Source organism: Variovorax humicola (assembly GCF_037889915.1).
GTDB lineage: Bacteria > Pseudomonadota > Gammaproteobacteria > Burkholderiales > Burkholderiaceae_C > Variovorax > Variovorax humicola.
Map to the genome: position 1 here is coordinate 465,093 of NZ_JBBKZV010000001.1, position 24,790 is coordinate 489,882.

Below are 24,790 nucleotides of genomic sequence, written 5' to 3' on the forward strand. Positions count from 1 at the left end.
TACCTTTGCTGTAGCGTCGGGCCTTTGTCTTGATGCTCACGTCCGCTGCCCCCCCTTCGGCGCCCGCCGCGATCACCCTTGCCGTCGATTGCATGGGCGGCGACCATGGCGTTCGCGTCACGCTCGCTGCCTGTCGCGCATTCCTCGAGCGCCATGCCGATGCCTCGCTGCTGCTCGTTGGCGCCCCGGCCGCGCTCCAGGCCCTGAATCATCCCCGCGCCCGCATCGTGCCGGCCAGCGAGGTGGTCGGCATGGATGATCCGATCGAGATTGCCTTGCGGAAGAAGAAGGATTCCTCGATGCGCGTCGCGATCCAGCAAGTCAAGGATGGCGCCGCGCAGGCCGCAGTATCTGCTGGCAACACCGGCGCTTTGATGGCGATCGCGCGGTATCTGCTCAAAACGCTCGATGGAATCGACCGGCCTGCCATTGCACCCCAGATGCCCAACAGCAAGGGCGGCGCTACCACGGTGCTCGACCTCGGCGCCAATGTGGATTGCGATGCCGAGGATCTCCTCCAGTTTGCGGTACTCGGATCGGCGCTGGTTTCCGCGCTGACGGGCAATGATTCGCCGACAGTCGGTTTGCTGAACATCGGCGAAGAAGCCATCAAAGGCAGCGAAGTCATCAAGAAAGCCGGACAACTGCTCAAGATCGCCGGCGAAGCGGGCGACCTCAATTTCTACGGGAACGTCGAAGGCAACGACATTTTCAAGGGCACGACCGATATCGTCGTCTGCGACGGCTTCGTTGGAAACGTCGCGCTGAAGGCCACCGAAGGCGTTGCCACGATGATTGTCGACTTCCTGCGGCAAGAGTATTCGCGCGGTATTTTTAGCAAAATTGCTGCAATCATCTCTTATCCGGTTCTAAAGTCGCTTAAAAATCGACTTGATCACCGCCGGTACAACGGCGCGGCGTTGTTGGGATTGCGCGGGCTGGTCTTCAAGAGCCATGGGTCTGCGGACGAAGTGGCATTCGGACACGCTCTTGATCGCGCTTATGATGCCGCTCGCAACAACCTGCTCGAACGCGTGCGGGCCCGCATCGCACATGCCGCGCCGCTTCTTGCGCGGCAAGAGCAGGCGGCGCCCGTCGACGCGGCCGCAATCCACATTTGATGTCCTTATATTCACGTATCACCGGCACTGGCAGTTTTCTGCCACCTCGCCGGGTGACCAACGACGATCTCGCGAAGCAACTCGCCTCGCATGGCATAGAAACGTCTGATCAATGGATCATCGAGCGCACGGGTATTCGTGCGCGCCATTTCGCGGACGCTGGCGTCAACAGTAGCGACCTCGGCCTGGAAGCAGCGCGCAAGGCGCTCGAGGCGGCGGGTCGCACCGCCGACGATCTCGACCTGATCATCGTGGCGACTTCCACGCCGGACATGGTGTTTCCATCGTCGGCCGCGATTCTGCAGAACAAGCTCGGTATTGCCGGTTGTCCTGCGTTCGATGTGCAGGCCGTCTGCAGCGGCTTCGTCTATGCGCTCACCGTGGCCGACGCATTGATTCGCACGGGTACCGCCCGATGCGCATTGGTTGTCGGCGCGGAAGTCTTCTCGCGCATTCTTGATTTCAACGATCGCACCACCTGCGTGCTGTTTGGAGATGGCGCCGGCGCCGTGGTGCTGGAGGCCAGCGACGAACCCGGCATCTTGGCCAGCGACCTTCATGCCGACGGCAAGCATGCTGGCATTCTTTGCGTGCCGGGCCACGTGTCCGGCGGTGAAGTGCTCGGCAAGCCGTTGTTGCACATGGACGGGCAGGCCGTTTTCAAACTGGCGGTGCGCGTGCTGGAGGAATCGGCGCGGACGACGCTGGCGAAGGCCGGCAAGACTGAAGCTGACATCGACTGGCTCATTCCACACCAGGCGAACATCCGCATCATGGAAGGCACCGCGAAGAAGTTGAAGCTTTCGCGCGAAAAGCTGATCGTGACCGTGGATGAGCACGGCAATACCTCGGCTGCGTCGATCCCCCTGGCATTCGACGACGCGGTGCGCAGCGGCAAGGTGAAGAAGGGTGACACGTGCATGCTGGAGGGCGTGGGCGGTGGCTTCACCTGGGGCTCGGTGCTATTGAATTTGTAGTGCGCAGCGCCCGTGCAATGGGCGCCTCAGCGTGATTGGAGACACAAAAACCATGACGTCCTTCGCTTTTGTATTTCCGGGCCAGGGTTCGCAGGCCGTTGGCATGCTCGACGCCTGGGGTGATCACGCGGCGGTTCGGCAGACGCTTCAGGAGGCCTCCGATGCGCTGGGGGAAGACGTTGCCAAGCTGATCCACGAGGGCCCCAAGGAAGCGCTCGGCCTGACCACGAACACGCAGCCGGTGATGTTGGTGGCGGGTGTGGCCGCCTGGCGTGCCTGGCTCGCCGAGGGCGGCGCGAAGCCGGCTGTCCTCGCCGGCCATTCGCTGGGCGAATATTCGGCGCTGGTGGCGGCGGGTGTTCTGACGTTGGCGCAGGCTGCGCCGCTGGTGCGTTTTCGTGCCGACGCCATGCAGAAGGCCGTGCCGGTCGGTGTTGGCGCAATGGCCGCGATCCTGGGCATGGAGTCCGCCAAAGTCATCGCGGGTTGCGCCGAGGCGACGGCCGGCTTCGGCGCGGGCAGCGCGGAAGTCGTCGAAGCGGTCAACTTCAATGATCCGATGCAAACCGTGATCGCCGGCAGCAAGGCTGCGGTCGAGAAAGCTTGCGAAGTGCTCAAGGCCAACGGGGCCAAGCGCGCGTTGCTGCTTTCGGTGTCGGCGCCGTTTCATTCGAGCCTGATGAAGCCGGCTGCCGAGGCATTGCGCGGGAAGCTTGCGACGATCGAGTTGGCGGCTCCCCAGATCCCGGTTCTGAACAACATCGACGTCGCGGTCGAAACCGAGCCATCCCGCATCCGCGAGGCGTTGGTGCGGCAGGCGGCCGGCCCGGTGCGCTGGGTCGAGAGCGTCCAGGCGCTGAAGGCGCGTGGCGTCACGGCCGTCATCGAATGCGGTCCCGGCCGTGTGCTTGCCGGCATGGCCAAGCGCATTGCGCCCGACCTGGCTGCGGCTTCGGTCTACGATCCAGCGACGCTTGCCGACTCCCAAAACCTGTTGAGCACTACAGCATGAGCAACATCCAATTCGAAGGGCAAGTTGCCCTGGTGACAGGCGCAACGCGTGGCATCGGCGCTTCGATTGCGCTGGAGCTGGCGCAACGCGGACTCAAGGTCATCGGCACCGGCACTACGGAAGAGGGCGCGCAGAAGATCACCGCAGCGCTTGGCGCCCATGGTGGCCGTGGTCGCGCGCTTGACGTCAATGATGGCCCGGCAGTGGAGGCGCTGATCGACGAAATCGTGAAGGCCTATGGCGGACTGCACGTGCTGGTCAACAACGCCGGCATCACGCGCGACATGTTGGCGGCGCGCCTGAAGGACGACGACTGGGATGCGGTACTGAACACCAACCTGCGGTCCGTGTTTCGCATTTCGCGCGCCGTGATCAAACCCATGATGAAGCAGCGCTACGGCCGCATCATCAGCATCACCAGCGTGGTCGGGGCGTCGGGCAATGCGGGCCAGGCCAACTACGCGGCGGCCAAGGCCGGCGTCGCAGGCATGACGCGCGCGCTCGCGCGCGAACTTGGCAGTCGCGCCATCACCGTGAATTGTGTGGCGCCTGGCTTCATTGAAACCGACATGACCGCCAAGCTCCCGGAGGCAGCGCAGCAGGCACTGCTGGGCCAGATTCCACTGGGCCACCTGGGCAAGCCGGCCGACATTGCGCATGCGGTGGCATTCCTCGCGTCGCCGCACGCCGGCTACGTGACGGGGCAGGAACTGCACGTCAATGGCGGCATGCATATGTAAGCAAGGGCAAGGGCCTGCGCTTTTCACCGGACGGCCGATGCGGCAAATGCCACAATTCGGCCGGCTAAAATCCAACGATTCTTTACAACCCTCAGAGGGAACCAAATGAGCGATATCGAAGCACGAGTCAAGAAAATCATTGCCGAGCAACTCGGAGTGGAAGAGTCCCAAGTGACCAACGAGAAGGCTTTTGTGGCTGACCTTGGCGCCGATTCGCTTGACACAGTGGAACTCGTGATGGCGCTCGAAGACGAATTCGGCATCGAGATTCCCGACGAAGACGCCGAGAAGATCACCACGGTGCAAAACGCCGTCGACTACGCTTCCAAGAATCAAAAGGCCTGATAGGCCTCGCTGACGACCGTCCGGGCCCTCCGGCGCACTTCTGCACCCTGCGCGCCCCGACACGGTTCCAACGTTCCCAGAAAGGTTTGCCGGCATGACCAAACGCCGCGTCGTCGTGACCGGACTCGGTTGCATCGCTCCTGTCGGAAACACTGTCGCGGATTGCTGGGCCAACTTGTTGGCCGGCAAGACGGGCATTGACACCATCACCAGCTTCGATGCGGGTCCCTTCGCCTGCAAATTCGCCGGCGAGGTCAAGGGTTTCGACATCACCAAGTACATTGCCGAGAAAGAAGCGCGTCACATGGACCGCTTCATACACCTCGGCCTGGCCGCCGCCATGCAGGCGGTGGTCGACAGCGGCCTGCCCACAGGCGCGGCCCTGTCGCATGAAGACGCTGTTCGCATCGGTTGCAACATCGGCTCCGGCATCGGCGGACTTCCGCTGATTGAAGAGACGCATGCCGAATTGGTGAACCGCGGCCCGCGCCGTGTCTCGCCGTTCTTCGTGCCGGCATCGATCATCAACATGATCTCGGGCCACGTCTCGATCAAGTACGGCTTCAAGGGCCCGAACATCGCCGTGGTCACGGCCTGCACTACCGGCTTGCATGCGATTGGTCTTTCGGCCCGCATGATCGAGTATGGGGATGCCGACGTGATGATTGCCGGGGGCGCCGAGTCCACGGTTTCTCCGCTCGGAATTGGCGGCTTTGCGGCCGCGCGCGCCCTCAGCACGCGCAACGACGATCCCAAGACTGCGTCCCGTCCGTGGGACAAGGATCGCGATGGCTTCGTGCTTGGCGAGGGCGGAGGCGTGCTGGTGCTCGAGGAATACGAGCGCGCGAAGGCACGCGGCGCCAAGATCTACGCGGAGGTGCTCGGCTTCGGCATGAGCGCCGACGCGTATCACATGACCGCGCCCAACGTCGACGGCCCGAAGCGCTCGATGAACATGGCTCTGGCCAACGCCGGCGTGAATGCGGACCAGGTGAACTACCTCAATGCCCATGGCACCTCGACGCCGCTCGGCGACCTGAACGAAACCAACGCGATCAAGAACGCCTTCGGTGATCACGCGAAGAAGGTGGTGGTGAATTCCACCAAGTCCATGACTGGCCACTTGCTTGGCGGTGCGGGCGGCATCGAGTCGGTGTTCACCGTGCTCGCACTGCACCACCAGAAGAGCCCGCCGACGATCAATATCTTCAACCAGGATCCGGCGTGCGACCTGGACTACTGTGCCAACGAGGCGCGGGACATGAAGATCGACATCGCGGTCAAGAACAACTTCGGCTTCGGCGGCACCAACGGCACGCTGGTGTTCAAGCGGGCTTCTTGAGTCTTCCGTTGTTCTCATGCACAGCGCCCCATCGGTGAGCTATCCGGTGGGGCGTTCGCGCGATGCGGGGCGGCTCCTGATGGCTGTCTGGACAGCTGGCGCTTGCTGTGCCGGCGTCGTGTGCTGGCAGATCGGCGTCGATGGCTGGCGCGGCGCGGCGCTGGTGTGCTGCGTGTTGTCGGCTGCACTTGCCGGCGGTGTGCAGCATTGGCGGCAAAACCCCGGCGAGTTGCGCTTCAATGGACGGGACTGGCAGATGAGCGGGGCCGCGACCCTCAGCGAAGCTCGCTTGTGGCCGGCTCTCGATCTCCAATCCCTGATGCTGGTACGCTTGGCCGCGCCGAAGCAGTGCACCCGCTGGCAATGGCTGGAGCGCCGCAGTGCCCCCGATCAATGGCTGAATCTGCGCCGTGCGGTATATTCGCGCGCCCCGTCGCCTGACCCGGACGGTCCAGCCGCTGCGCCGCAGCCATCGGCGCGCCAAGGCGCTTCGCAAGACCCTCCATGACCGCCTCCGCGCCGCCGCCCGTGCCACCCGAGACGGGTTCGATTGCCGATCCCTTGGAGAGTCCGCGCCCGGGGGAAGTTGATTTCCAACTGGTCCAGCGCACCGTCGCGGGCGACCAGAAGGCATTCGAATTGCTCGTCTTGAAGTACCAGCGCCGGATCGAGCGACTTATCGGCCGCATGGTGCGCGACGTCGACTTGATCGAGGACATTGCCCAGGAAACCTTCATCCGCGCCTACCGGGCGCTTCACCAGTTCCGCGGCGAGGCCCAGTTCTACACTTGGCTCTACCGTATTGCCGTCAACACCGCCAAGAAGGCGCTGGTCGACATGAAGCGCGATCCGACGGTCTCCGAAAGCGCATTGCGGCCATCTTCGGAAGACGAAGATGAAACTTACCGCCCGACAAACGAACCAACCACCGACGAAACCCCCGAAACGGTGTTGGCAGCCCAGGAAATTGCAAGGGCGGTCGAGGCCGCCATGGACGCGCTGCCGGCTGAGTTGCGCCAGGCAGTCACGCTGCGCGAGATCGAGGGGATGAGTTATGAAGAGATTGCCGAGATCATGAACTGTCCGATCGGCACCGTGCGTTCGCGGATTTTCCGTGCGCGCGAGGCGATATCGGCGCGGGTCAAACCGCTGCTCGACAACCAATCCGGCAAACGTTGGTAAGCAGGGTGAATGAGATGAATCATCAATCAGACCGTATTCGCGAGCAGGTATCCGCCCTGGTGGACGGGCATTTGAAGGGCGAAGACTTTGCCGAGGCTGTCGGCGAAATTGGCGCGCATGAGGACTCGCGCGCTACTTGGTGTACCTATCACCTGATCGGTGACGTGCTGCGCTCGGGTTCCCATGCGCCGTGCGGCGACAGCAATGCATTCGTGGCCAAGCTGCAGCGACGCCTCTCGGACGAGTCGCCGGTGGCCGTTGCCGTGCCCGTGGTGCCGCCGGCAAGGGCGCTGCCGCGCCGTGCGGAGCCAGCCAATGAGCCGGTATTCCGATGGAAGCTGGTGGCGGGCGCTGCTTCGCTGGTGGCGGTGGCGGCGATCAGCTGGAACTGGGCCGGTACGCTGGGCGGCTCGCCGACGGGCGCCCAACTCGCGCAAACCCAGCCGGCGCCGCCGCAACAACCGATGCAAGTGGGACAGCAGCAACCGCCGGTGGTCTCGGTGCTGGCGGCGTCGGATCCGCATGCGACCAGCGCGGTGGCCGTGCCGACACGGGTGCAGATCGGAAATGGTGGTCCGCAGGTCATGTTGCGGGACCCCCGGCTCGATGAGTTGCTGGCAGCGCATCAGCAGGCGGGCGGCGCATCGCAGATGCCATCGACATTCCTGCGCAACGCTACTTTCGAAGGACCGTCGCGCTGACCGTGCTGCCCCGTTTCGTCGCCATGACCTTCATGTCACCGAGGTCCGCATGCCGGGCCGTGTGTGTGCTGGCCGTGCTTTTCCTGTGGCAGGCAGCCTTCGCGCAGACGCGCGTTGCATCTCCGGTTGCCCCACCCGCTGACAAGGCGGCATCGCCAACGCAGAGTGCCGATCCGCCGCCCTCGATGGGCGTGGTCGAGTGGCTGCAGCGGATGCATGCGGCCTCGCGCCAGCGCAGCTACATCGGCACCTTTGTGGTGTCGGCCGCAGTTGGAAATCTGTCGAGCGCGCGCATTTGGCATGTTTGCGAGGGCGACCAGCAAATGGAGCGGATCGAGGCACTTTCCGGTGCGCCACGCACGACGTTTCGCCGCAACGACCGGGTGATGACATTCCTGCCCGAAAGTCGGGTGGCCAGGAGCGAGCGCCGCGAAAATCTCGAGTTGTTCCCGAACCTGCTGGGCGCACCGGATTCCACGCTGGCCGATCTGTACAGCGCCCGCGTCACCGGCCGCGACCGTGTGGCCGGCTTCGATGCCGATGTCGTTCAGCTGGTGCCGCGCGATTCGCTGCGCTTCGGGTATCGCGTGTGGAGCGAGCGGCGCTCCGGACTGGTCGTCAAGTTGCAGACGCTGGACGGTGAAGGCAACGTGGTCGAACAATCGGCGTTCTCGGAGCTTCAGCTCGACGCGCCGGTCAAGATGCATGCGCTGTCGCAGATGATGGCGAGCACGGCCGGCTACAAGGTCGAGAAGTCCGAGTTGCAGCGCACCACGGCTCAGTCCGAAGGCTGGACGCTGAAGACGCCTGTCGCGGGCTTCAAGCCAATCAGTTGCTACCGGCGTGCGATGGGTGGCAGCGCGAATCCCGAAAACACCCTGCAGTGGACTTTCTCGGACGGGCTGGCGTCGGTATCGCTGTTCCTTGAACCGTACGATGCGCAACGCCGCTCGCAGGAAGTTGTGCTGACGCTCGGCGCCACGTACACGCTGACACGGCGGCTATCCGACAAGGATGGAGATTGGTGGCTGACCGCGGTGGGCGAAGTACCGCCGCAAACTCTCGAGGCCTTTGCCCAGGGATTGGCGCGCACGCGTTGAGCGCGGCCCCGGCGCAGAACCAATTGGGCGAGCCGTATTCATAAAGACGTGTGGTTTGTTTGTTGTTGCCCCTTTTAAGTTGAAAGAAAGCATGATGATTTTCAAGGTTGAGGGAAGTCGTATCCGTTCCGCGTTGCTGGCATTTGCACTTGCCGGTACGGCGAGCGCCACCTTTTTGCCGGTGACCGCAGCCCAGGCGCAGACCCGTACGCTGCCGGACTTCACCGATCTGGTCGACCAGGTTGGGCCGTCGGTGGTCAACATCCGCACCATCGAGAAGGTCGCGCAGCGCGGTAGCAGCCCCGAGATGGACGAGGAGATGCAGGAGTTCTTCCGCCGTTTCTTCGGCCAGCCGATGCCCGGCGCGCCGCGCCAGGGTCCACGCCAGAACCGGCCACAGCAGCCGCCCCAGGAAGAGGAGCGCCCGCGCGGCGTGGGCTCCGGATTCATCCTGACGGGCGACGGCTACGTGATGACCAATGCGCATGTGGTGGATGACGCTTCCGAAGTGCTGGTCACGTTGACTGACAAGCGCGAGTTCAAGGCGAAGATCGTGGGCGCCGACAAGCGCACCGACGTCGCCGTCGTGAAGATCGAAGCCACCGGCCTGCCGGCGGTAAGGATCGGCGACATCACCCGCCTGCGCGTCGGTGAATGGGTGATGGCCATCGGATCGCCGTTCGGCCTCGAGAACACCGTTACCGCCGGCATCGTGAGCGCCAAGCAGCGCGACACCGGCGACTACCTGCCGTTCATCCAGACCGACGTGGCGATCAACCCGGGCAATTCGGGCGGACCGTTGATCAACATGCGCGGCGAAGTGGTCGGCATCAACAGCCAGATCTATTCGCGGTCGGGCGGCTTCATGGGCATTTCGTTCTCGATCCCCATCGACGAGGCGATTCGCGTGAGTGAGCAGTTGCGTATCAACGGCCGCGTCTCGCGCGGACGCATCGGCGTGCAGATCGACCAGGTCACGAAGGATGTGGCGGAGTCGATCGGTCTCGGCAAGGCGCAAGGCGCATTGGTGCGCAGTGTCGAGGCGGGTTCGCCGGGCGAGAAGGGCGGCGTGGAGCCGGGCGACATCATCACCAAGTTCGACGGCAAGCCGATCGAGAAGCCGAGCGATCTGCCGCGCCTGGTCGGCAACACCAAGCCCGGCACTAAGAGCACGCTCACGGTGTTCCGTCGCGGTGCGTCGCGCGACCTCACGGTCGTCATCGCCGAGATCGAGCCTGACAAGCCAGCCAAGCGCGCATCCAATGATCGCGAGGAACCCGCAGCCAAGGCGACGGCATCTGCCGCAGCAAAGTCGCTCGGTCTCGCGGTGAGCGACCTGAACGAGTCCCAGAAGAAAGAGCTGAAGCTCAAGGGCGGCGTGAAGATCGAAGCGGCCTCTGAAGGCGCAGCGCGGGCAGGATTGCGCGAGGGCGACGTGATTCTTGCGGTGTCGAATACGGAAGTTGCGAACCTGAAGGAGTTCGAAAGCGCGATCAGCAAGGCCGACAAGTCCAAGGCCGTGAGTGTGCTGTTCCGGCGCGGCGAGTGGGCACAGTACGCATTGATCCGGCCGGTACGCTGAGGCCCTCGGAGACGTCAAGTGGCCCCATCCGTTAGTCGGGATTGGGGCCTTTTTTGGGGTCTTTCGGCCGGCTAGCGACGCAGTTTGAAAATTTTTTTGTCCTCGAATGGGCGGCAAATTTGGTTGGCGTTCACTAACTTTCGATGTGGCTAATGATGATTTTCGGTAGAATAGGCCCTTCTTTGGCGCAGGGTCGCGCATAAGCGGCAAGGGCTCCTCCACGATGCGAGATTCCAGCCCTCCGTCCACCGGTGCTCCACAGATCACCCACAAGTTGTTAAGAGAGTGATCCACTTCTGCTGTGGATAACATGTATATAAGTTCAATGTTGCTGGCCTGCAACGACCCATCAAGAGCCCGTTCACGGATGTACGCGACCCCCTTTTTGCCTACAATGAAGTTCCAACTACTGCAGTTGCCATTGCTTGTTGGTTCAGGGCGCGTCTCTAGCAGACGCGCCCTTTTTTCTTGCCCCACGCGTTCTGCGTGCAAGGCAATTCAAGTACTTAAGCGTTCCCGTTGATGAATCACATCAGAAACTTTTCGATCATTGCCCACATCGATCACGGCAAGTCGACACTTGCAGACCGCTTGATTCAACGTTGCGGCGGCCTCGCTGACCGCGAGATGGAAGCGCAAGTGCTCGACTCGATGGACATCGAAAAAGAGCGTGGGATAACCATCAAGGCACAGACCGCTGCGCTGCATTACAAGGCACTCGATGGCAAGGTCTACAACCTCAATCTGATCGACACGCCGGGCCATGTCGACTTCTCATATGAAGTGAGTCGCTCGCTCTCTGCATGCGAAGGCGCGTTGCTTGTTGTCGATGCATCGCAAGGTGTTGAAGCGCAGACGGTGGCCAACTGCTACACCGCACTCGATCTGCATGTCGAAGTGGTGCCGGTACTCAACAAGATGGATCTGCCCAACGCAGACCCTGAAAACGCCCGCACCGAAATCGAAGACGTGATCGGCATCGATGCGACCGATGCGATTCCATGCTCGGCGAAGACCGGCATGGGCATCGAGGAGATTCTTGAAGCAGTGGTTGCGCGTGTGCCGCCGCCGAGGGGCAATCCGGACGCGGCACTTCGCGCGATGATCATCGACAGTTGGTTCGATGCGTATGTCGGCGTCGTGATGCTGGTGCGCGTGGTGGACGGCCGCCTTGCGAAAGGCGATCGCATCAAGATGATGGCTTCCGGCGCGATGTACAACGCCGACAGCCTCGGCGTCTTCACGCCGAACAACGAGCCGCGCCAATCGCTTGAAGCGGGCGAGGTGGGCTACATCATTGCGGGCATCAAGGAGTTGCAGGCGGCGAAGGTCGGCGACACGGTGACGCTGATCAAGCCAGGCACGGGCGGCGCGGCTTTCACCGCCACTGAGCCGTTGCCGGGCTTCAAGGAAATCCAGCCGCAGGTATTTGCGGGCCTGTATCCGACCGAGGCCAGCGAGTACGAGTCGCTGCGCGACGCACTCGAGAAACTCAAGCTCAACGATTCGTCGCTGCACTACGAGCCCGAAGTGAGCCAGGCGCTGGGCTTCGGCTTCCGCTGTGGCTTTCTCGGCCTGCTGCACATGGAGATCGTGCAGGAGCGACTCGAGCGCGAGTTCGACCAGGACCTGATCACCACCGCGCCGAGCGTGGTCTACCAGGTGGTCAAGACCGGCGGCGAAGTGATCATGGTCGAGAACCCGTCGAAGATGCCCGACGTCGGCAAGATGAGCGAGATCCGCGAGCCGATCGTCACGGTGCATCTCTACATGCCGCAGGAGTACGTCGGCGTGGTGATGACGCTGGCCAACCAGAAGCGCGGCATCCAGATGAACATGGCCTATCACGGGCGCCAGGTGATGCTCACGTACGAGATGCCGCTGGGCGAGATCGTGCTCGACTTCTTCGACAAGCTGAAGTCGGTGAGCCGCGGCTATGCGTCGATGGACTACGAGTTCAAGGAATATCGAGCATCCGACGTGGTCAAGGTCGACATCCTGCTCAACGGCGAAAAGGTCGATGCGCTGTCGATCATCGTGCACCGCAGCCAGAGCCAGTACCGCGGCCGCGCGGTGGTGAGCAAGATGCGCGAGATCATTTCGAGGCAGATGTACGACGTTGCCATCCAGGCCGCGATCGGGGTCAACATCATCGCGCGTGAGACAATCAAGGCGCTGCGCAAGAACGTGCTTGCCAAGTGCTACGGCGGCGACGTTTCCCGTAAACGCAAGCTGCTCGAAAAGCAGAAGGCAGGCAAGAAGCGCATGAAGCAGATCGGTTCTGTGGAAGTCCCGCAAGAGGCCTTCCTCGCGATCCTGCAAGTCGAAGACTGATCCCCCAATGCCCTTTCTCACTTCCCTGATCCTCGCCGCGTTCGTCGGCTACATCGGTGCCTGGTACACCGGCGCGGTCGAAGGCAACTTCGCGCTGCTGCTGTTCCTGGCCAGCGTGGTCACCGGCATCTACTGGTTGGCCGAGCGCATCTACTTCCTGCCACAACGCCAGAAGGCGGCGCACGCCTACGAAGCCTCGCTGGGCGCGCGTAACGTGCGCCTGGCGCAGCAGGGCATCACCCAGGTCGACACAGTCGACGACAAGGCGCACGGGCGCCTGTTGATGCAGCCCTGGTGGCTCGACTGGACCGCGGGGCTGTTTCCCGTGATCGTCGCGGTGTTCCTGCTGCGCTCGTTCCTGTTCGAGCCGTTCAAGATCCCGTCGGGTTCGATGATGCCGACCTTGCTGACCGGCGACCTGATCCTGGTCAACAAGTTTGTCTACGGTCTGCGCCTGCCGGTGCTCAACACCAAGATCACCGACGGCACGCCGCCGGCGCGTGGCGATGTGATGGTATTCCGCTATCCGCCAAAGCCGAGCATGGACTACATCAAGCGCGTGGTGGGGGTGCCCGGCGACGAGGTGGCCTATCTGAACAAGAAGCTGACCATCAACGGGCAACCGGTCAGCAAGACGCCGTTGCCGCCCTACTTCGGCGACAGCAATGACGACAGAGACACCTATATGAAGGAAACGCCCCAGTTCGAGGAGGTGCTTGGCGGCAAGACGCACAAGATCCTGAACAACGACAGTCGCCGTGCCGGCCTGTCGGAGGCGGAGGTGATTCCGTTCGCGGATCAGAAAAATTGCCGCTATAGCGTGGAGGGTGTGGTGTGCAAAGTGCCGCCGGGCCAATACTTCATGATGGGCGACAACCGGGACAATTCCGCGGACTCGCGTTATTGGGGTTTTGTGCCGGACCAGAATATCGTCGGCCGCGCGTTTTTCGTCTGGATGAATTTCGGCAACTGGAAGCGCATTGGCCGCTTCGAGTAAACGCAGGGCCAGCAGCACATTGAGTGCAAGCCGGGTCGCGGGTGTTGCGGTACTGCCGGCCGTCTCATCGATGCCGAATGGCCGACTTTCTCGTTACCGAATCGTGACAATTGTCGTTACAGTGTCGACGGTTTGATTCGCAAGGTACTGGCAGACACTTCCACGCCGCGTGACGAGCGCGACAATCCGTCGACTCGCACTTTAGGGATTGGTGCCCGACCGGTACCGTGCGAGGCGGGCCTTTCGACCATGAACGGATCTCGATGACTTCGGCCGCATCGGTTCCTTTCAACGAGCAAGAAACATTATTCAAAGGACAGTGGGAATGAGGGCATATCGGTCGACTTCAAATAGCAGGCAGCGTGGTATTTCATTTGTCGGGCTCCTGTTCGTGGCCATCGTGCTGGCATGCGTGGGTGTCGTGGTGGCACAGGTAATTCCGACGTTGGTCGAATATCAGGCCATCGACAAGGCGGCAAACAAGGCCAAGGAAGGCGTGACCGTGCCCGAGGTGCGGTCGATCTTCGATCGAGCCCAGGCCATCGATGACTTCAAGCTGACCGGCAAGGACATCGTCGTGGAAAAAGTCGGGGAGAAGGTGGTCGTTTCGTATTCGTACGAGCGCGAGATCCATCTGTTCGGCCCGGCGTACCTGACGATGAAATACAAGGGCCAGTCGCGCTGAATGTCGTGAGTGAGGGCGGCCATGCTGCGCTGCAGGCGCGCCTACAACACAAGTTTGTCGACGCGCGGCTGCTTCAGCTCGCGCTGACGCACCGCAGCTTTTCAGCGGACCACAACGAGCGCCTCGAATTCCTCGGCGACTCGGTGTTGAACCTGGCGGTTGCGCATTTGCTCTATCGCCGGCTGGCGGAGTTGCCCGAGGGCGATCTTTCGCGTGTGCGGGCCAATCTGGTCAAGCAGGACACGCTGCACCAGATCGCGCTGCGGCTGCAGCTTTCGCCATTGCTGAGATTGGGCGAAGGCGAGGCCAAGTCCGGCGGTCCCGGCCGCCCGTCGATCCTCGCCGACGCGCTGGAAGCATTGATAGGCGCTGTGTTCCTCGATGCCGGCTACGGCGCGGCCGAGGCGCTGGTGCATCGGCTGTTCGAGACGGTCGAGATCAATCCGCGCATGGAAGCCGCGGCAAAAGATCCGAAGACCGAATTGCAGGAATGGCTGCAGGGTCACAAAATGAAGCTGCCGCTCTACCGCGTGCTCAACACGCTTGGGGCGGCGCACAAGCAAACTTTCGATGTCGTCTGCGAAGTGTCCGAGCTGGGCTTGAGCGAACGCGGCATCGGCGGTTCACGTCGCGCCGGGGAGCAGGCGGCCGCGGCAGCCATGTTGATCCGGCTCAAGGCGCGCCGCGCGTGACCGCAAAACACAATCCATGAACGACGCTACTGACGCTATGGTCCCGCCTTCCGGCGAGGCGGACACCGCTGGCCCCACCGGACCCCAGCACTGCGGCCTGATCGCGATCGTCGGCAAGCCCAACGTGGGCAAGTCGACGCTGCTCAACGCGCTGGTCGGCCAGAAGATCAGCATCACCTCGCGCAAGGCGCAGACCACGCGGCATCGCATCACCGGCATGCGCACCATCGGCCCGACGCAGTTTGTCTTCGTCGACACGCCGGGCTTCCAGACGCTGCATGCCAACGCGTTGAACAAGTCGCTCAACAAGACGGTGCAGGGCGCTGTCGGCGACGTGGACCTGATCCTGTTCGTGGTCGAAGCCGGCAGCTTCACACCGGCCGACGAGCGCGTGCTCAAGCTGCTCGGCAAGGGCATTCCGACGGTGCTGCTGGCCAACAAGCTCGACAACGTGCATCGCCGCGGCGACATCGCGCCCTGGCTGCAGACGATGCAGGCCAAACACGACTTCGCCGAGATCGTCCCGATGTCGGCCAAGAACGCCAAGGACATCGAGCGGCTGTTCGGAATCTGCGGGAAATACCTGCCCGAGCAGCCCTGGTTCTATGGCGAGGACGAGTTGACGGATCGCAGCGAGAAGTTCCTGGCGAGCGAATTGGTCCGGGAAAAGCTGTTCCGCCTGACCGGTGACGAGTTGCCCTACACGTCTACCGTGGTCATTGACAAGTTCGAGGAAGAGCCGCCGCAGAAGAAGGGCCAGAAGCGCCTGCTGCGCATCGCCGCGACCATCGTGGTCGAGCGCGACGGCCACAAGGCGATGGTGATCGGCGACAAGGGCGAGCGCATCAAGCGCATCGGCATGGAGACGCGCGTCGAACTCGAGAAGCTGGCGGATGCCAAGGTCTTCCTGGAGCTCTGGGTCAAGGTGCGATCCGGCTGGGCCGACGATGAGGCGCGGGTTCGCAGCTTCGGCTATGAATAGGCTGTGAGAGGGCTGTGAGAGCGGCCACACATCGCGTCGCCCACGAGCCGGCCTATGTGCTGCATCGCTACGACTGGAGCGAGTCGAGCCTGATCCTGGAAGTTTTCACGCGGCACCATGGGCGCATTGCATTGGTCGCGAAGGGAGCCAAGCGGCCGAGTTCGAATTTCCGGCCGGTGCTGCTGCCGCTGCAGCCGCTGCAACTCAACTACAGCGGGGACGCCGAAATCCGCACGCTCAAGGGCGCGGAGTGGATGGGTGGACACGTCATGCCGACCGGCGAGTCATTGCTGTCGGGCTACTACGTCAACGAGCTGATGATGCGGTTGCTGGCGCGCGATGACGCGCACGAAGCGCTGTTCGACGCCTATGCGGCCGTGGTGCAGGTGCTTGCCACGAACCATGGCGATGCCCAGGCGGCCACGCAGTCGTCCGCGCTGCGTGCCTTCGAATTGCTGCTGTTGCGCGAGATCGGCCTGCTGCCGTCGCTGGAGGTCCAGACTTCGACGCTGGCGCCGCTCGACCCCGATGCGCGCTACAGCCTCGTGCCCGAAGCCGGTTTGCGCGAGGCCGGGCCTGGCGAGTTGGCTGCGCTGCGCGGTGCCGAATGGCTGGCGCTGCAGCAGACGCTCGACGATCGCGCGCCGTTCTCCGCCACGGTGCACCACGTGGCGGGCATGGAGCCCGGCCTGGGCGCTGCGTTGCGCACCCAATTGCGCAGCCTGCTCAACTACCATTGCGGCGTGACGACACTGCGTACCCGGCAGATGATCCGGGATCTGCAAGGACTTTGATGGCCAATTCCTCCAAGAACCGAACCGCGACTTCGCTCTCGGTCAATCTCAACAAGGTGGCGCTGGTGCGCAATACACGCGCACTGGGCATCCCGAGCGTGCTGTTCGCCGCGGCGACCTGCCTTGATGCCGGCGCCCACGGCATCACCGTGCATCCACGGCCCGACGCGCGCCATATCCGCACCGAAGACGTGCACCAGCTGTCTGCGCTGATCGCGCGGGAATGGCCTGGCGTCGAGTTCAACATCGAAGGCAATCCCTTCCACAACCTGATGGACTTCGTGCGCGAACTGCGCCCGCACCAGGCGACCTTCGTGCCGGACAGCGAAACGCAGTCGACCAGTGACCACGGCTGGTCCTTTCCGGACGATGCGGCGCGGCTGCGCCCGCTGATCGCCGAGGCGCGCGCACTGGGGGTGCGGGTGAGCCTGTTCATGGACCCCGAGCCCGAGATGATGGCCGCGGCCAAGGCCGTGGGCGCGGACCGGGTCGAGCTCTACACCGAAGGCTATGCTGCCTCGCGCGGCACGTCGCGCGCCGGTGCCGTGCTGGCGCTCTACGCCGAGACCGCGCGAGCCGCCCAGGCCGCAGGTCTTGAAGTCAACGCCGGCCACGACCTCAGCCGGGACAACCTCGCCGAATTCCTGCGCGCCGTGCCCGGTGTGCTCGAGGTGTCGATCGGCCACGCCTTTGTCTCCGATGCGCTGGAGCTGGGCTACGAAGCGACGACCAAGTCCTACCTGCAATGCATTGCCGACGCCGGATGAGCGCTGCCCGAATGCTGGGGGCCGGGCTCTGATGATCTACGGGATCGGGACGGACATCTGCGACGTGCGCCGGATTGCGGCCACGCTCGAACGCCAGGGTGAACGCTTTGCGCAAAAGGTGCTGAGCGACGCTGAATTCGCCACCTGGAAAGCCCGCAGCGCGCGCTGGCCCCGACGCGGCGTGCGCTATCTGGCCACGCGCTTCTCGGCCAAGGAAGCGTTCAGCAAGGCGGTTGGGATGGGCATGCGCATGCCGATGGCCTGGCGCCTCTGCGAGATCGCCAACCTGCGCAGTGGCAAGCCGGTCATCGTGCTGCATGGTGGCCTGAAGGAATGGTTCGAGGCGCAGGGCTTGACGGCCCACGTCACCGTGACCGACGAAACCGACTACGCGGCGAGTTTCGTCGTCGTTGAAAAAGCATGAGTACCGAAACGACACACGCCCCGCTGATCATCGACGTCGCAGGCACCGAACTCACTGCGGCCGACCGCCGCCGCCTGGCCGATCCGCTCGTCGGCGGCATCATCCACTTCGCGCGCAACTGGGAGAGCCGCGCGCAACTCACCGCGCTCAACGCCGAAATCCGGAAGATCCGGACCGACATGCTGATTTGCGTCGATCACGAAGGTGGCCGCGTGCAGCGCTTTCGCACGGATGGCTTCACGCGGCTGCCGTCGATGCGCACGCTGGGCGAACACTGGATGCACGACCCGATGGCCGCCACGCGCGCCGCCACCGCCTGCGGTTTGGTGCTGGCGTCGGAACTGCGCGCTTGCGGCGTGGATTTCAGCTTCACACCGGTGCTCGACCTCGACCATGGCGAGAGCAGCGTCATTGGCGATCGCAGTTTCCACCGTGACCCCCGGGTGGCGTCGCTGCTGGCCAAAAGCCTGACGCATGGGCTGCTGCAAGCCGGCATGGCCAACTGCGGCAAGCACTTTCCGGGGCATGGCTTCGTCAAGGCCGACTCGCACGTCGCCGTGCCGGTGGACCGGCGCAGCCTGAAGGCAATCCTCGCCGACGACGCGCGGCCCTACGACTGGCTGTCCAACACGCTCCTCGCGGTGATGCCGGCCCATGTGATCTATCCGAAGGTCGATGCGCGGCCGGCAGGCTTCTCCAGCAAATGGCTGGGCGATGTCCTGCGCGGCCAGCTGGGCTTCGACGGCGCCGTGTTCAGCGACGACCTGAGCATGGAGGCTGCGCGCCGCATCGACGGCAAGCTGTTGAGCTATGGCGATGCCGCATTGGTCGCGCTCGGTGCGGGTTGCGACCTGGCGTTGCTTTGCAACCAGAGCGTGGGCGAGGGCGCGCCGCTCGACGAATTGCTGTCCGAGATGGCCAAGGCACGCGCCGACGGACGCTGGACCCCGGCTGTGCGCAGCGAACAACGCCGCCGCGCGCTGCTGCCCCGAACGCCTGCGCCGGCGTGGGCCGAGTTGATCGCCTCCGAAAGCTACCGGCACGCTTGCGCATTGTTGCAAGTCTGACCCGGCGATCACCTTGGCGCCCGGCCTTGCAAGCGAAGCGCCAAACGTCAAGCCATGCAGGTGATTTCTCCCTGCCTGAGTGGCGTGAACGGCAGGCCGGCTACGGCGCGCACAAACCTTCAGTCGACCAAAGGCGCTTGCCGCCCGCATCGAGGTGCGTGAGGTACAGGCGCAGGTCGAATTCGAACTGGTGATAGGCCGGTTCCATGTGCGTGCACAGGGCGTAGAAGGCCTTGTCGTGGTCCCGCTGCTTCATGTGCGCGAGTTCGTGCACGACGATCATGCGCAGCCATTCCTCCGGCACCTCCTTGAACAGGCTCGCCACGCGGATCTCGCGCTTGGTCTTCAGCTTGCTACCCTGCACCCGCTGCACCGTCGTGTGGGTGCCGAGGGCGTTGCGGATGACGTGCAGTTTGCTGTCGAAAGCCACCTTCGACAGCGGCTCCGCGTTGCGCATGAATTCGGACTTGAGCCCATTCGCGTAGTCGTAGAGCGAGCGATCGGTGCGAATGTCGTGCGCAGACGGGTAGCGCCCGCGCAGCATGCCGGCGAGACCGCTTTCCGATTGCAGTTGCTGCTTCACCTGCGCGAGCAGCGCGGGCGGATAACCGGCCAGGTATTTCATCTACGCCTTGCCGCGCGCCGCGTAGGCGAGGCCGGCAGCGACGCCGCCGAACAGGTCGCCTTCGACCACCGGCACGCCGACGAAGCCGTGGCGCAATGCCTGCTGGAACGGGCGCAGCGCAGATGAGCCGCCGGTCAGGTAGATCGCGTCGAGGTCACCGCTGCGCAGGCCGGCGCGGTGCACGCAGGCATGTGCGCACGCAACCACGGATTCGAGTTGCGCCGCGAGTTGCAGCGCCATGTCGAGTGGCGTCAGCGTGGTCGTCAGGCCGGGCTCGGCGCTGTCGAGTTCGATGAGGACTTCGGCGTCGGACACCGAGGCTTCGATCTTGGCCTGCTCGACGGCGTTGGCAATGCGATGGCCGTCGGCCTGCTTGAGAACGCGCATGAGCCTGTCGTGCAGCCGCGTGTCGCTGTAGTTGCTGCGCAGGAGTTGAGTCTGGCGGATGGCCTTGGGCGTTTGCTGCCAATGGATCAGGTGCCAGGTCGAGAGTTCGAAGAACACCGTGCTCGGCACTTCGCGGCCTTGCGGGCCGAGATGGCGAAAGCCCAGCAGGGGCATCACGCGCTCGAGGTTCAGGCGCTGGTCGAAGTCGGTGCCCCCGATGTGCACGCCGCTGGTGGCGAGCACGTCGTCGCTGCGATCGTTGCGCGCGATGCGGTCGGGGCCGACGCGCACGATGGTGAAGTCGGAGGTGCCACCGCCGATGTCGGCGATGAGGATCAGCGATTCGCGCGTGACGCGCTGCTCGTAGTCGAACGCGGCGGCGATCGGTTCCAGTTGAAAACTCACCTCGCGAAAGCCCGCAACGCGAGCGGCGTGGCGCAGGCTGTCTTCTGCGCGCTGGTCGCGCTTGGTGTCGTCATCGACGAAGTGCACCGGCCGGCCAATCACGGCCCGCTCCGGCCGATGGCCCAACTCGCGTTCGGCGCGCGTGGCGAGTTCTTGCAGGTAGCGCGCGATGATGTCCTCGAAGCTCAGCATGCCGTCGTACACGGCCGTCTGCTCCTGCATCAAAGCGCTGCCGAGCAGGCTCTTGAGCGAACGCATCAGCCGGCCTTCGGTGCCGGCGAGGTACAGCGCCACGGCTTCCCGGCCGAAGTGCGTGCTGCGGTCTTCGGCGTTGAAGAAGAGCGCGGTCGGCATGGCGGTGGCGCTGCCTTCGAGCGGCAGCAGGCGCGCCGGCCCCTCCGCCACCGCCGAAGCGATGGCCGAGTTGGACGTGCCGAAGTCGATGCCGATCGCCGCGGCCGCAGTGCCGGCGGCCTTGGCGCGGGTCATGCTTCGCGGCGCAAGGCCGGGAACAGGATCACGTCGCGGATGCTTGGCGAGTCGGTCAGCAGCATCATGAATCGGTCGATGCCGATGCCGCAGCCGCCGGTGGGCGGCATCCCGTACTCGAGCGCGCGCACGAAGTCATGGTCGTAGAACATCGCTTCGTCGTCGCCTGAATCCTTGGCCGCGACTTGCGCGTTGAAGCGCGCGGCCTGGTCCTCGGCATCGTTCAACTCGCTGAAGCCGTTGCCGAATTCGCGACCGGTGATGTAGAGCTCGAAACGCTCGGTGACTTCCGGCCGGTCGTCGTTGGCGCGGGCCAGCGGCGAGATCTCGGTGGGGTGTTCCATGATGAAGGTCGGCTGCCAGAGCTTCTCTTCGACGGTCTCCTCGAAGTACATCACCTGCAAGCTGGCCAGGCTGCGTTGCAAAAGCTTGTCCTTCCCTTCGCTCAGGCCGATCCTGCGAAGTGCGTTGATGAGCCAGGCCGTGTCGTCGACATTCGCACCCGCGTCGGTGTGCTTGAGGATGGCTTCGCGGATCGTCAGGCGCTCGAACGGCTGGCTGAGATCGACCGGCTTGCCTTGATACGTGAGCTGCTCGCTGCCGACCGTCTTCTTCGCGATCGTGCGGATGATCATCTCGGTGAAGTCCATCAGGTCCTGGTAGTTCCAGTAGGCCGCATAGAACTCCATCATCGTGAACTCGGGGTTGTGCCGCACCGAGATGCCCTCGTTGCGGTAGCTCCGGTTGATTTCGAACACGCGCTCGAAGCCACCGACGATCAGGCGCTTCAGGTACAGCTCGGGCGCGATGCGCAGGAACATTTCCTGATCGAGCGCGTTGTGGTGCGTCTTGAAGGGCTTGGCATTCGCGCCGCCGGGAATGGGGTGGAGCATCGGCGTCTCGACTTCCAGGAAGTCGTTGGCGACCATGAACTCGCGCAATGCGCTGACAGCGCGGCTGCGCGCGGCAAAGCGTGCACGGGCGTGTTCATCGGTGATTAGGTCGACATAGCGCTGGCGATACTTCTGCTCCTGGTCGGCCATGCCGTGGAACTTGTCGGGCAGCGGGCGCAGGCTCTTGGTGAGCAGGCGCAGCCTGGTCACCTTGACGGACAGCTCGCCGGTCCTGGTCTTCATCAGCGTGCCTTCGGCGCCGACGATGTCGCCCAGATCCCAGCGCTTGAACTCCGCATAGGTTTCTTCGCCGATCGCGTCGCGCGTCACGTAAAGCTGGATGCGGCCTGTCGCGTCCTGCACCGTGGCAAAGCTGGCCTTGCCCATCACGCGCTTGAGCATCATGCGGCCGGCGACGCTGACCGAAACGGCCTGTAAGTCGAGTGCTTCGGCGGCGGTTTCACCGTGCGCGGCGAGTAGCGCGACAGCACGATGACTTGGCTTGAAGTCGTTTGGAAACGCAACTCCCTTGCCCTCGGCTTGCGCTGCACGCAGCGACTTGAGTTTCTCGCGGCGCTCCGCAATGAGCTGGTTGTCCTCGACGGCAGGCTGGGCTGCGACGGGTGCGGGCGTGGGAACAAGAGGCGTCAGGTGATCAGACATGGATGCTGCGAAACAGATGAGGGAGGCGCGGAAGGCGAATGAAGGTCGCGATGCGCAAGGCGGGCATTTTAGCCCATGGGTTTGGCCGAATTCGGGCTGCAGTGCCCGTCAATCCAGCATCGGTAGCTATCAAAAATATAGCAAACTATCCAGCAATGCCACTGCGTCCGAGCAGATCGCTGACCAGTTCGAGGCGCATCAGCGGGCTGTCCAGTTCCATCAATCGTTGCCGGGCTTCGGTCTGGATCGGCAGGAACTCGCACCATCGGTTGGCGACCCAGCCGCAATCGTCGAAGCGATAGGGCGCGTAGATCGGCAATCTCATGTCGTCCATGGCCTGCATGCTGCGCCGTTCCTCGAGCGTGTCGATCAAGCGCTTCAGCGCAGTGGCCGCGTGACGTAGGTCATCGGGAATGGCCAGCGCGACATCGTCGTCGATGGACTCGACCTCCGCCGTCCACAGGCCGTATTGCTGCTGCGCGCTCCTGTGAATGCGAAAGCGCTGGGTGCCCACGCACTCGATCTGCAGCAGGCCGGCCTGCAGCGATTCAAACGAGCGGATGGTGGCGAGCGTGCCAACGGCCGCAAAGCGCTCAGTCTCCGCACCGGCCCTGAGCACCTCGGTGCCACGCGTGAGGCTCACCACGCCGAATGGTGCGCCGCTCTTGAAGCACTTGTTGATGAGGTCGAGGTAGCGCACTTCGAAGATTCGCAACGGCATGAAGCCGCCGGGGAACAGCACGGTGCCGAGCGGAAAGAGCGGAAGCGGCGAAGGCATGGGCAATAGCGACTCCAGCGCGACGATGGAAGCGTCGCTTCGATGACCCTAGCAGATTGCCGCGGCAATTTGGCGCGTTTACCGGGATGGGGCGTGGCTATCATCGCAAATCGTTTTTTGATTGCGCCCATGCTCAACGACATTTGCTCATATCTTCTGGAAGTGATCGTCGGATTGCTCGGCGGCGCATGCCTGCTGCGGCTCTACATGCAATACCAACGCGTTCCATTCGGCAATCCGCTGGGGCGCTTCGTGTTCGCGGTATCCGACTGGATCGTGGTGCCACTGCGGCGTGTCGTGCCCGCGTTCCGCCGCTGGGATCTGTCCAGCGCGGTGGCGGCGTGGCTCCTGGTGCTGGTGAAGTGCTGGCTGCTGTTGTTGCTGGGGCAGTTGAGCCGCATGTCGACGCTGCCGCTGGTCGCGCTGATCGATTTGTTGCGACTGGGCGTGTCGGGATTGATGGCCTTGCTGGTCGTCTACGCCGTGCTGTCCTGGGTGCCCGGGGCTTCCTCCATGCTGCAAGACCTGATCGCCCGGCTGTCCAAGCCGCTAGTGCGCCCGATTCGCCGCTTTGTTCCGCTGATCGGTGGCGTCGACCTGACGCCGCTCATCGCTGTCGTGCTGCTGCAAGTGGTCGCTTTCGTGCTCGTCGACGCCAGGAATTGGGCAAGTCACCTAGGGTGACGGCGGCAAGAGGGCGAACCGGGGCGAACTGGGGCGAACTGGGGCGATTGGCCGGCGCCAACTCGGCCGCTGGCGTCGGCTTCCACCGCCGGGAGGGTGGAGGAGCGTTCGAAGCGCACGAAGTGCGCGGAACCGCCTGAAGGCGACTGCTAACTGACTGCGTCGGCGGGCTGGCGCAGCAGCATGGCGAGTGTGTTGGCAATCGTCTTGCGCAGTTCGCGGCGGTCGCTGATGAAGTCGATCGCACCCTTGGTCTGCAGGAACTCGGCGCGCTGGAAGCCTTCGGGCAAGGTCACCCGCACGGTCGATTCAATGACGCGCGGGCCGGCAAAGCCGATCAGCGCCTTGGGCTCGGCAATCACCACATCGCCCACGAAAGCGAAGCCAGCCGAGACGCCGCCCATGGTCGGGTCGGTCAGCACGCTGATGTAGGGCAATCCTTTCTTGGCCAGACGCGTGAGCGCGGCATTCGTCTTGGCCATCTGCATCAACGACAACAGGCCTTCCTGCATGCGCGCGCCGCCGGTGGCCGTGAAGCAGATGAAGGGCACCTTCTGCTCGATCGCGGTTTCGACGCCACGCACGAAGCGCTCGCCCACCACGCTGCCCATGCTGCCGCCCATGAATTCGAACTCGAAGCAGGCAACCACCACGCTGATCGAGTGCACCGATCCGCCCATCACGATCAGTGAATCGGTTTCGCCGGTGTTCTCAAGCGCTTCTTTCAGGCGCTCGGGGTACTTGCGGCTGTCCTTGAACTTGAGCGCGTCGACCGGCAGCACTTCCTGGCCGATCTCGTAGCGGCCTTCCGCGTCCAGAAAGGCATCGAGCCGGGCACGGGCGCCGATGCGATGGTGATGGCTGCAACTCGGGCAGACGTTCTGGTTGTGCTCGAGGTCAGTCTTGTAGAGCACCGTCTCGCAGCTCGGGCATTTGATCCACAAGCCCTCGGGCACCTGGCGACGCTCGCTCGGGTCGGTTTGGACGATCTTGGATGGAAGCAGTTTTTCAAGCCAGCTCAT

26 protein-coding genes are annotated in these 24,790 nt (G+C 63.6%); 21 read left to right on the forward strand and 5 right to left on the reverse strand.

The window, feature by feature from the left end:
- Positions 1-32: 32 nt before the first annotated feature.
- The 20 genes from plsX to nagZ all read left to right on the forward strand — a co-directional run bounded on the left by plsX (position 33) and on the right by nagZ (position 18,844).
- Positions 33-1,121: a phosphate acyltransferase PlsX gene (gene plsX, locus WKW80_RS02190; protein WP_340362194.1), complete on the forward strand. Its 1,089-nt coding sequence runs from the start codon at positions 33-35 to the stop codon at positions 1,119-1,121.
- Positions 1,121-2,098 (forward strand): beta-ketoacyl-ACP synthase III, encoded by a 978-nt coding sequence (locus tag WKW80_RS02195; protein ID WP_340361878.1) that lies wholly within the window; start codon positions 1,121-1,123, stop codon positions 2,096-2,098. Before plsX ends, WKW80_RS02195 begins: the two co-directional genes overlap by 1 nt.
- 52 nt (positions 2,099-2,150) lie before the next feature.
- Positions 2,151-3,110: an ACP S-malonyltransferase gene (gene fabD / locus WKW80_RS02200; protein ID WP_340361879.1), complete on the forward strand. Its 960-nt coding sequence runs from the start codon at positions 2,151-2,153 to the stop codon at positions 3,108-3,110.
- Entirely contained in the window at positions 3,107-3,850 is a 744-nt protein-coding gene (gene fabG / locus WKW80_RS02205) for a 3-oxoacyl-ACP reductase FabG (protein WP_340361880.1), read from the forward strand. The genes fabD and fabG overlap by 4 nt, the downstream gene beginning before the upstream one ends.
- Before the next feature lie 105 nt (positions 3,851-3,955).
- Positions 3,956-4,195, forward strand: coding sequence for an acyl carrier protein (acpP, locus tag WKW80_RS02210; protein WP_140843300.1), 240 nt, complete (start codon positions 3,956-3,958; stop codon positions 4,193-4,195).
- A gap of 94 nt (positions 4,196-4,289) precedes the next feature.
- Positions 4,290-5,537 carry a beta-ketoacyl-ACP synthase II gene (gene fabF, locus WKW80_RS02215; protein ID WP_340361881.1) on the forward strand — a complete coding sequence of 416 codons (1,248 nt, stop codon included), beginning with the start codon at positions 4,290-4,292 and terminating at the stop codon, positions 5,535-5,537.
- Positions 5,538-5,553: 16 nt separating this feature from the next.
- Positions 5,554-6,045 carry a hypothetical protein gene (locus WKW80_RS02220; protein WP_340361882.1) on the forward strand — a complete coding sequence of 164 codons (492 nt, stop codon included), beginning with the start codon at positions 5,554-5,556 and terminating at the stop codon, positions 6,043-6,045.
- Complete coding sequence (gene rpoE / locus WKW80_RS02225) at positions 6,042-6,719, forward strand: RNA polymerase sigma factor RpoE (RefSeq protein ID WP_340361883.1); 678 nt, start codon at positions 6,042-6,044, stop codon at positions 6,717-6,719. Before WKW80_RS02220 ends, rpoE begins: the two co-directional genes overlap by 4 nt.
- A 14-nt stretch (positions 6,720-6,733) precedes the next feature.
- The gene (locus WKW80_RS02230) at positions 6,734-7,420 is read left to right on the forward strand and encodes a sigma-E factor negative regulatory protein (RefSeq protein WP_340361884.1); all 687 of its coding nucleotides are present in this window, start codon (positions 6,734-6,736) and stop codon (positions 7,418-7,420) included.
- 23 nt (positions 7,421-7,443) lie between these two features.
- On the forward strand, positions 7,444-8,520 hold the full coding sequence (locus tag WKW80_RS02235) for a MucB/RseB C-terminal domain-containing protein (RefSeq protein WP_340361885.1): 1,077 nt from the start codon (positions 7,444-7,446) through the stop codon (positions 8,518-8,520).
- A 94-nt stretch (positions 8,521-8,614) separates the two neighbouring features.
- Positions 8,615-10,102, forward strand: a complete 1,488-nt coding sequence (locus WKW80_RS02240) for a DegQ family serine endoprotease (protein ID WP_340362195.1) — start codon at positions 8,615-8,617, stop codon at positions 10,100-10,102.
- A 522-nt stretch (positions 10,103-10,624) separates the two neighbouring features.
- On the forward strand, positions 10,625-12,436 hold the full coding sequence (gene lepA, locus WKW80_RS02245; RefSeq protein WP_340361886.1) for a translation elongation factor 4: 1,812 nt from the start codon (positions 10,625-10,627) through the stop codon (positions 12,434-12,436).
- Between the two features lie 7 nt (positions 12,437-12,443).
- A complete protein-coding gene (lepB, locus tag WKW80_RS02250; RefSeq protein WP_340361887.1) occupies positions 12,444-13,433 on the forward strand; it encodes a signal peptidase I in 990 nt (329 codons plus the stop codon).
- 325 nt (positions 13,434-13,758) lie between these two features.
- Positions 13,759-14,118: a DUF4845 domain-containing protein gene (locus WKW80_RS02255; RefSeq protein WP_340361888.1), complete on the forward strand. Its 360-nt coding sequence runs from the start codon at positions 13,759-13,761 to the stop codon at positions 14,116-14,118.
- 5 nt (positions 14,119-14,123) lie between these two features.
- Complete coding sequence (rnc, locus tag WKW80_RS02260; RefSeq protein ID WP_340361889.1) at positions 14,124-14,810, forward strand: ribonuclease III; 687 nt, start codon at positions 14,124-14,126, stop codon at positions 14,808-14,810.
- A 16-nt stretch (positions 14,811-14,826) separates the two neighbouring features.
- Positions 14,827-15,792, forward strand: a complete 966-nt coding sequence (era, locus tag WKW80_RS02265; protein ID WP_422822840.1) for a GTPase Era — start codon at positions 14,827-14,829, stop codon at positions 15,790-15,792.
- 14 nt (positions 15,793-15,806) lie between these two features.
- Complete coding sequence (gene recO / locus WKW80_RS02270; RefSeq protein WP_340361890.1) at positions 15,807-16,586, forward strand: DNA repair protein RecO; 780 nt, start codon at positions 15,807-15,809, stop codon at positions 16,584-16,586.
- Positions 16,586-17,353, forward strand: a complete 768-nt coding sequence (locus WKW80_RS02275; protein ID WP_340361891.1) for a pyridoxine 5'-phosphate synthase — start codon at positions 16,586-16,588, stop codon at positions 17,351-17,353. The genes recO and WKW80_RS02275 overlap by 1 nt, the downstream gene beginning before the upstream one ends.
- A 31-nt stretch (positions 17,354-17,384) precedes the next feature.
- Complete coding sequence (gene acpS, locus WKW80_RS02280; RefSeq protein WP_340361892.1) at positions 17,385-17,777, forward strand: holo-ACP synthase; 393 nt, start codon at positions 17,385-17,387, stop codon at positions 17,775-17,777.
- Entirely contained in the window at positions 17,774-18,844 is a 1,071-nt protein-coding gene (gene nagZ, locus WKW80_RS02285) for a beta-N-acetylhexosaminidase (protein ID WP_340361893.1), read from the forward strand. The genes acpS and nagZ overlap by 4 nt, the downstream gene beginning before the upstream one ends.
- Before the next feature lie 100 nt (positions 18,845-18,944).
- Here the strand turns inward: nagZ and WKW80_RS02290 are convergent, their stop codons facing one another.
- The 4 genes from WKW80_RS02290 to WKW80_RS02305 all read right to left on the reverse strand — a co-directional run bounded on the left by WKW80_RS02290 (position 18,945) and on the right by WKW80_RS02305 (position 23,084).
- Positions 18,945-19,469, reverse strand: a complete 525-nt coding sequence (locus tag WKW80_RS02290; RefSeq protein WP_340361894.1) for a YgjP-like metallopeptidase domain-containing protein — start codon at positions 19,467-19,469, stop codon at positions 18,945-18,947.
- Positions 19,470-20,750 carry an Hsp70 family protein gene (locus WKW80_RS02295; protein WP_340361895.1) on the reverse strand — a complete coding sequence of 427 codons (1,281 nt, stop codon included), beginning with the start codon at positions 20,748-20,750 and terminating at the stop codon, positions 19,470-19,472.
- Positions 20,747-22,306 (reverse strand): lysine--tRNA ligase, encoded by a 1,560-nt coding sequence (gene lysS, locus WKW80_RS02300; protein ID WP_340361896.1) that lies wholly within the window; start codon positions 22,304-22,306, stop codon positions 20,747-20,749. Before lysS ends, WKW80_RS02295 begins: the two co-directional genes overlap by 4 nt.
- 145 nt (positions 22,307-22,451) lie before the next feature.
- Positions 22,452-23,084 (reverse strand): LON peptidase substrate-binding domain-containing protein, encoded by a 633-nt coding sequence (locus tag WKW80_RS02305; RefSeq protein ID WP_340361897.1) that lies wholly within the window; start codon positions 23,082-23,084, stop codon positions 22,452-22,454.
- A 129-nt stretch (positions 23,085-23,213) separates the two neighbouring features.
- Here WKW80_RS02305 and WKW80_RS02310 point away from each other — a divergent pair, with 129 nt between their 5' ends.
- Positions 23,214-23,768: a YggT family protein gene (locus WKW80_RS02310; RefSeq protein WP_340362197.1), complete on the forward strand. Its 555-nt coding sequence runs from the start codon at positions 23,214-23,216 to the stop codon at positions 23,766-23,768.
- Positions 23,769-23,917: 149 nt separating this feature from the next.
- Here WKW80_RS02310 and accD read toward each other — a convergent pair whose 3' ends face one another.
- Positions 23,918-24,790, reverse strand: coding sequence for an acetyl-CoA carboxylase, carboxyltransferase subunit beta (accD, locus tag WKW80_RS02315; protein WP_340361898.1), 873 nt, complete (start codon positions 24,788-24,790; stop codon positions 23,918-23,920).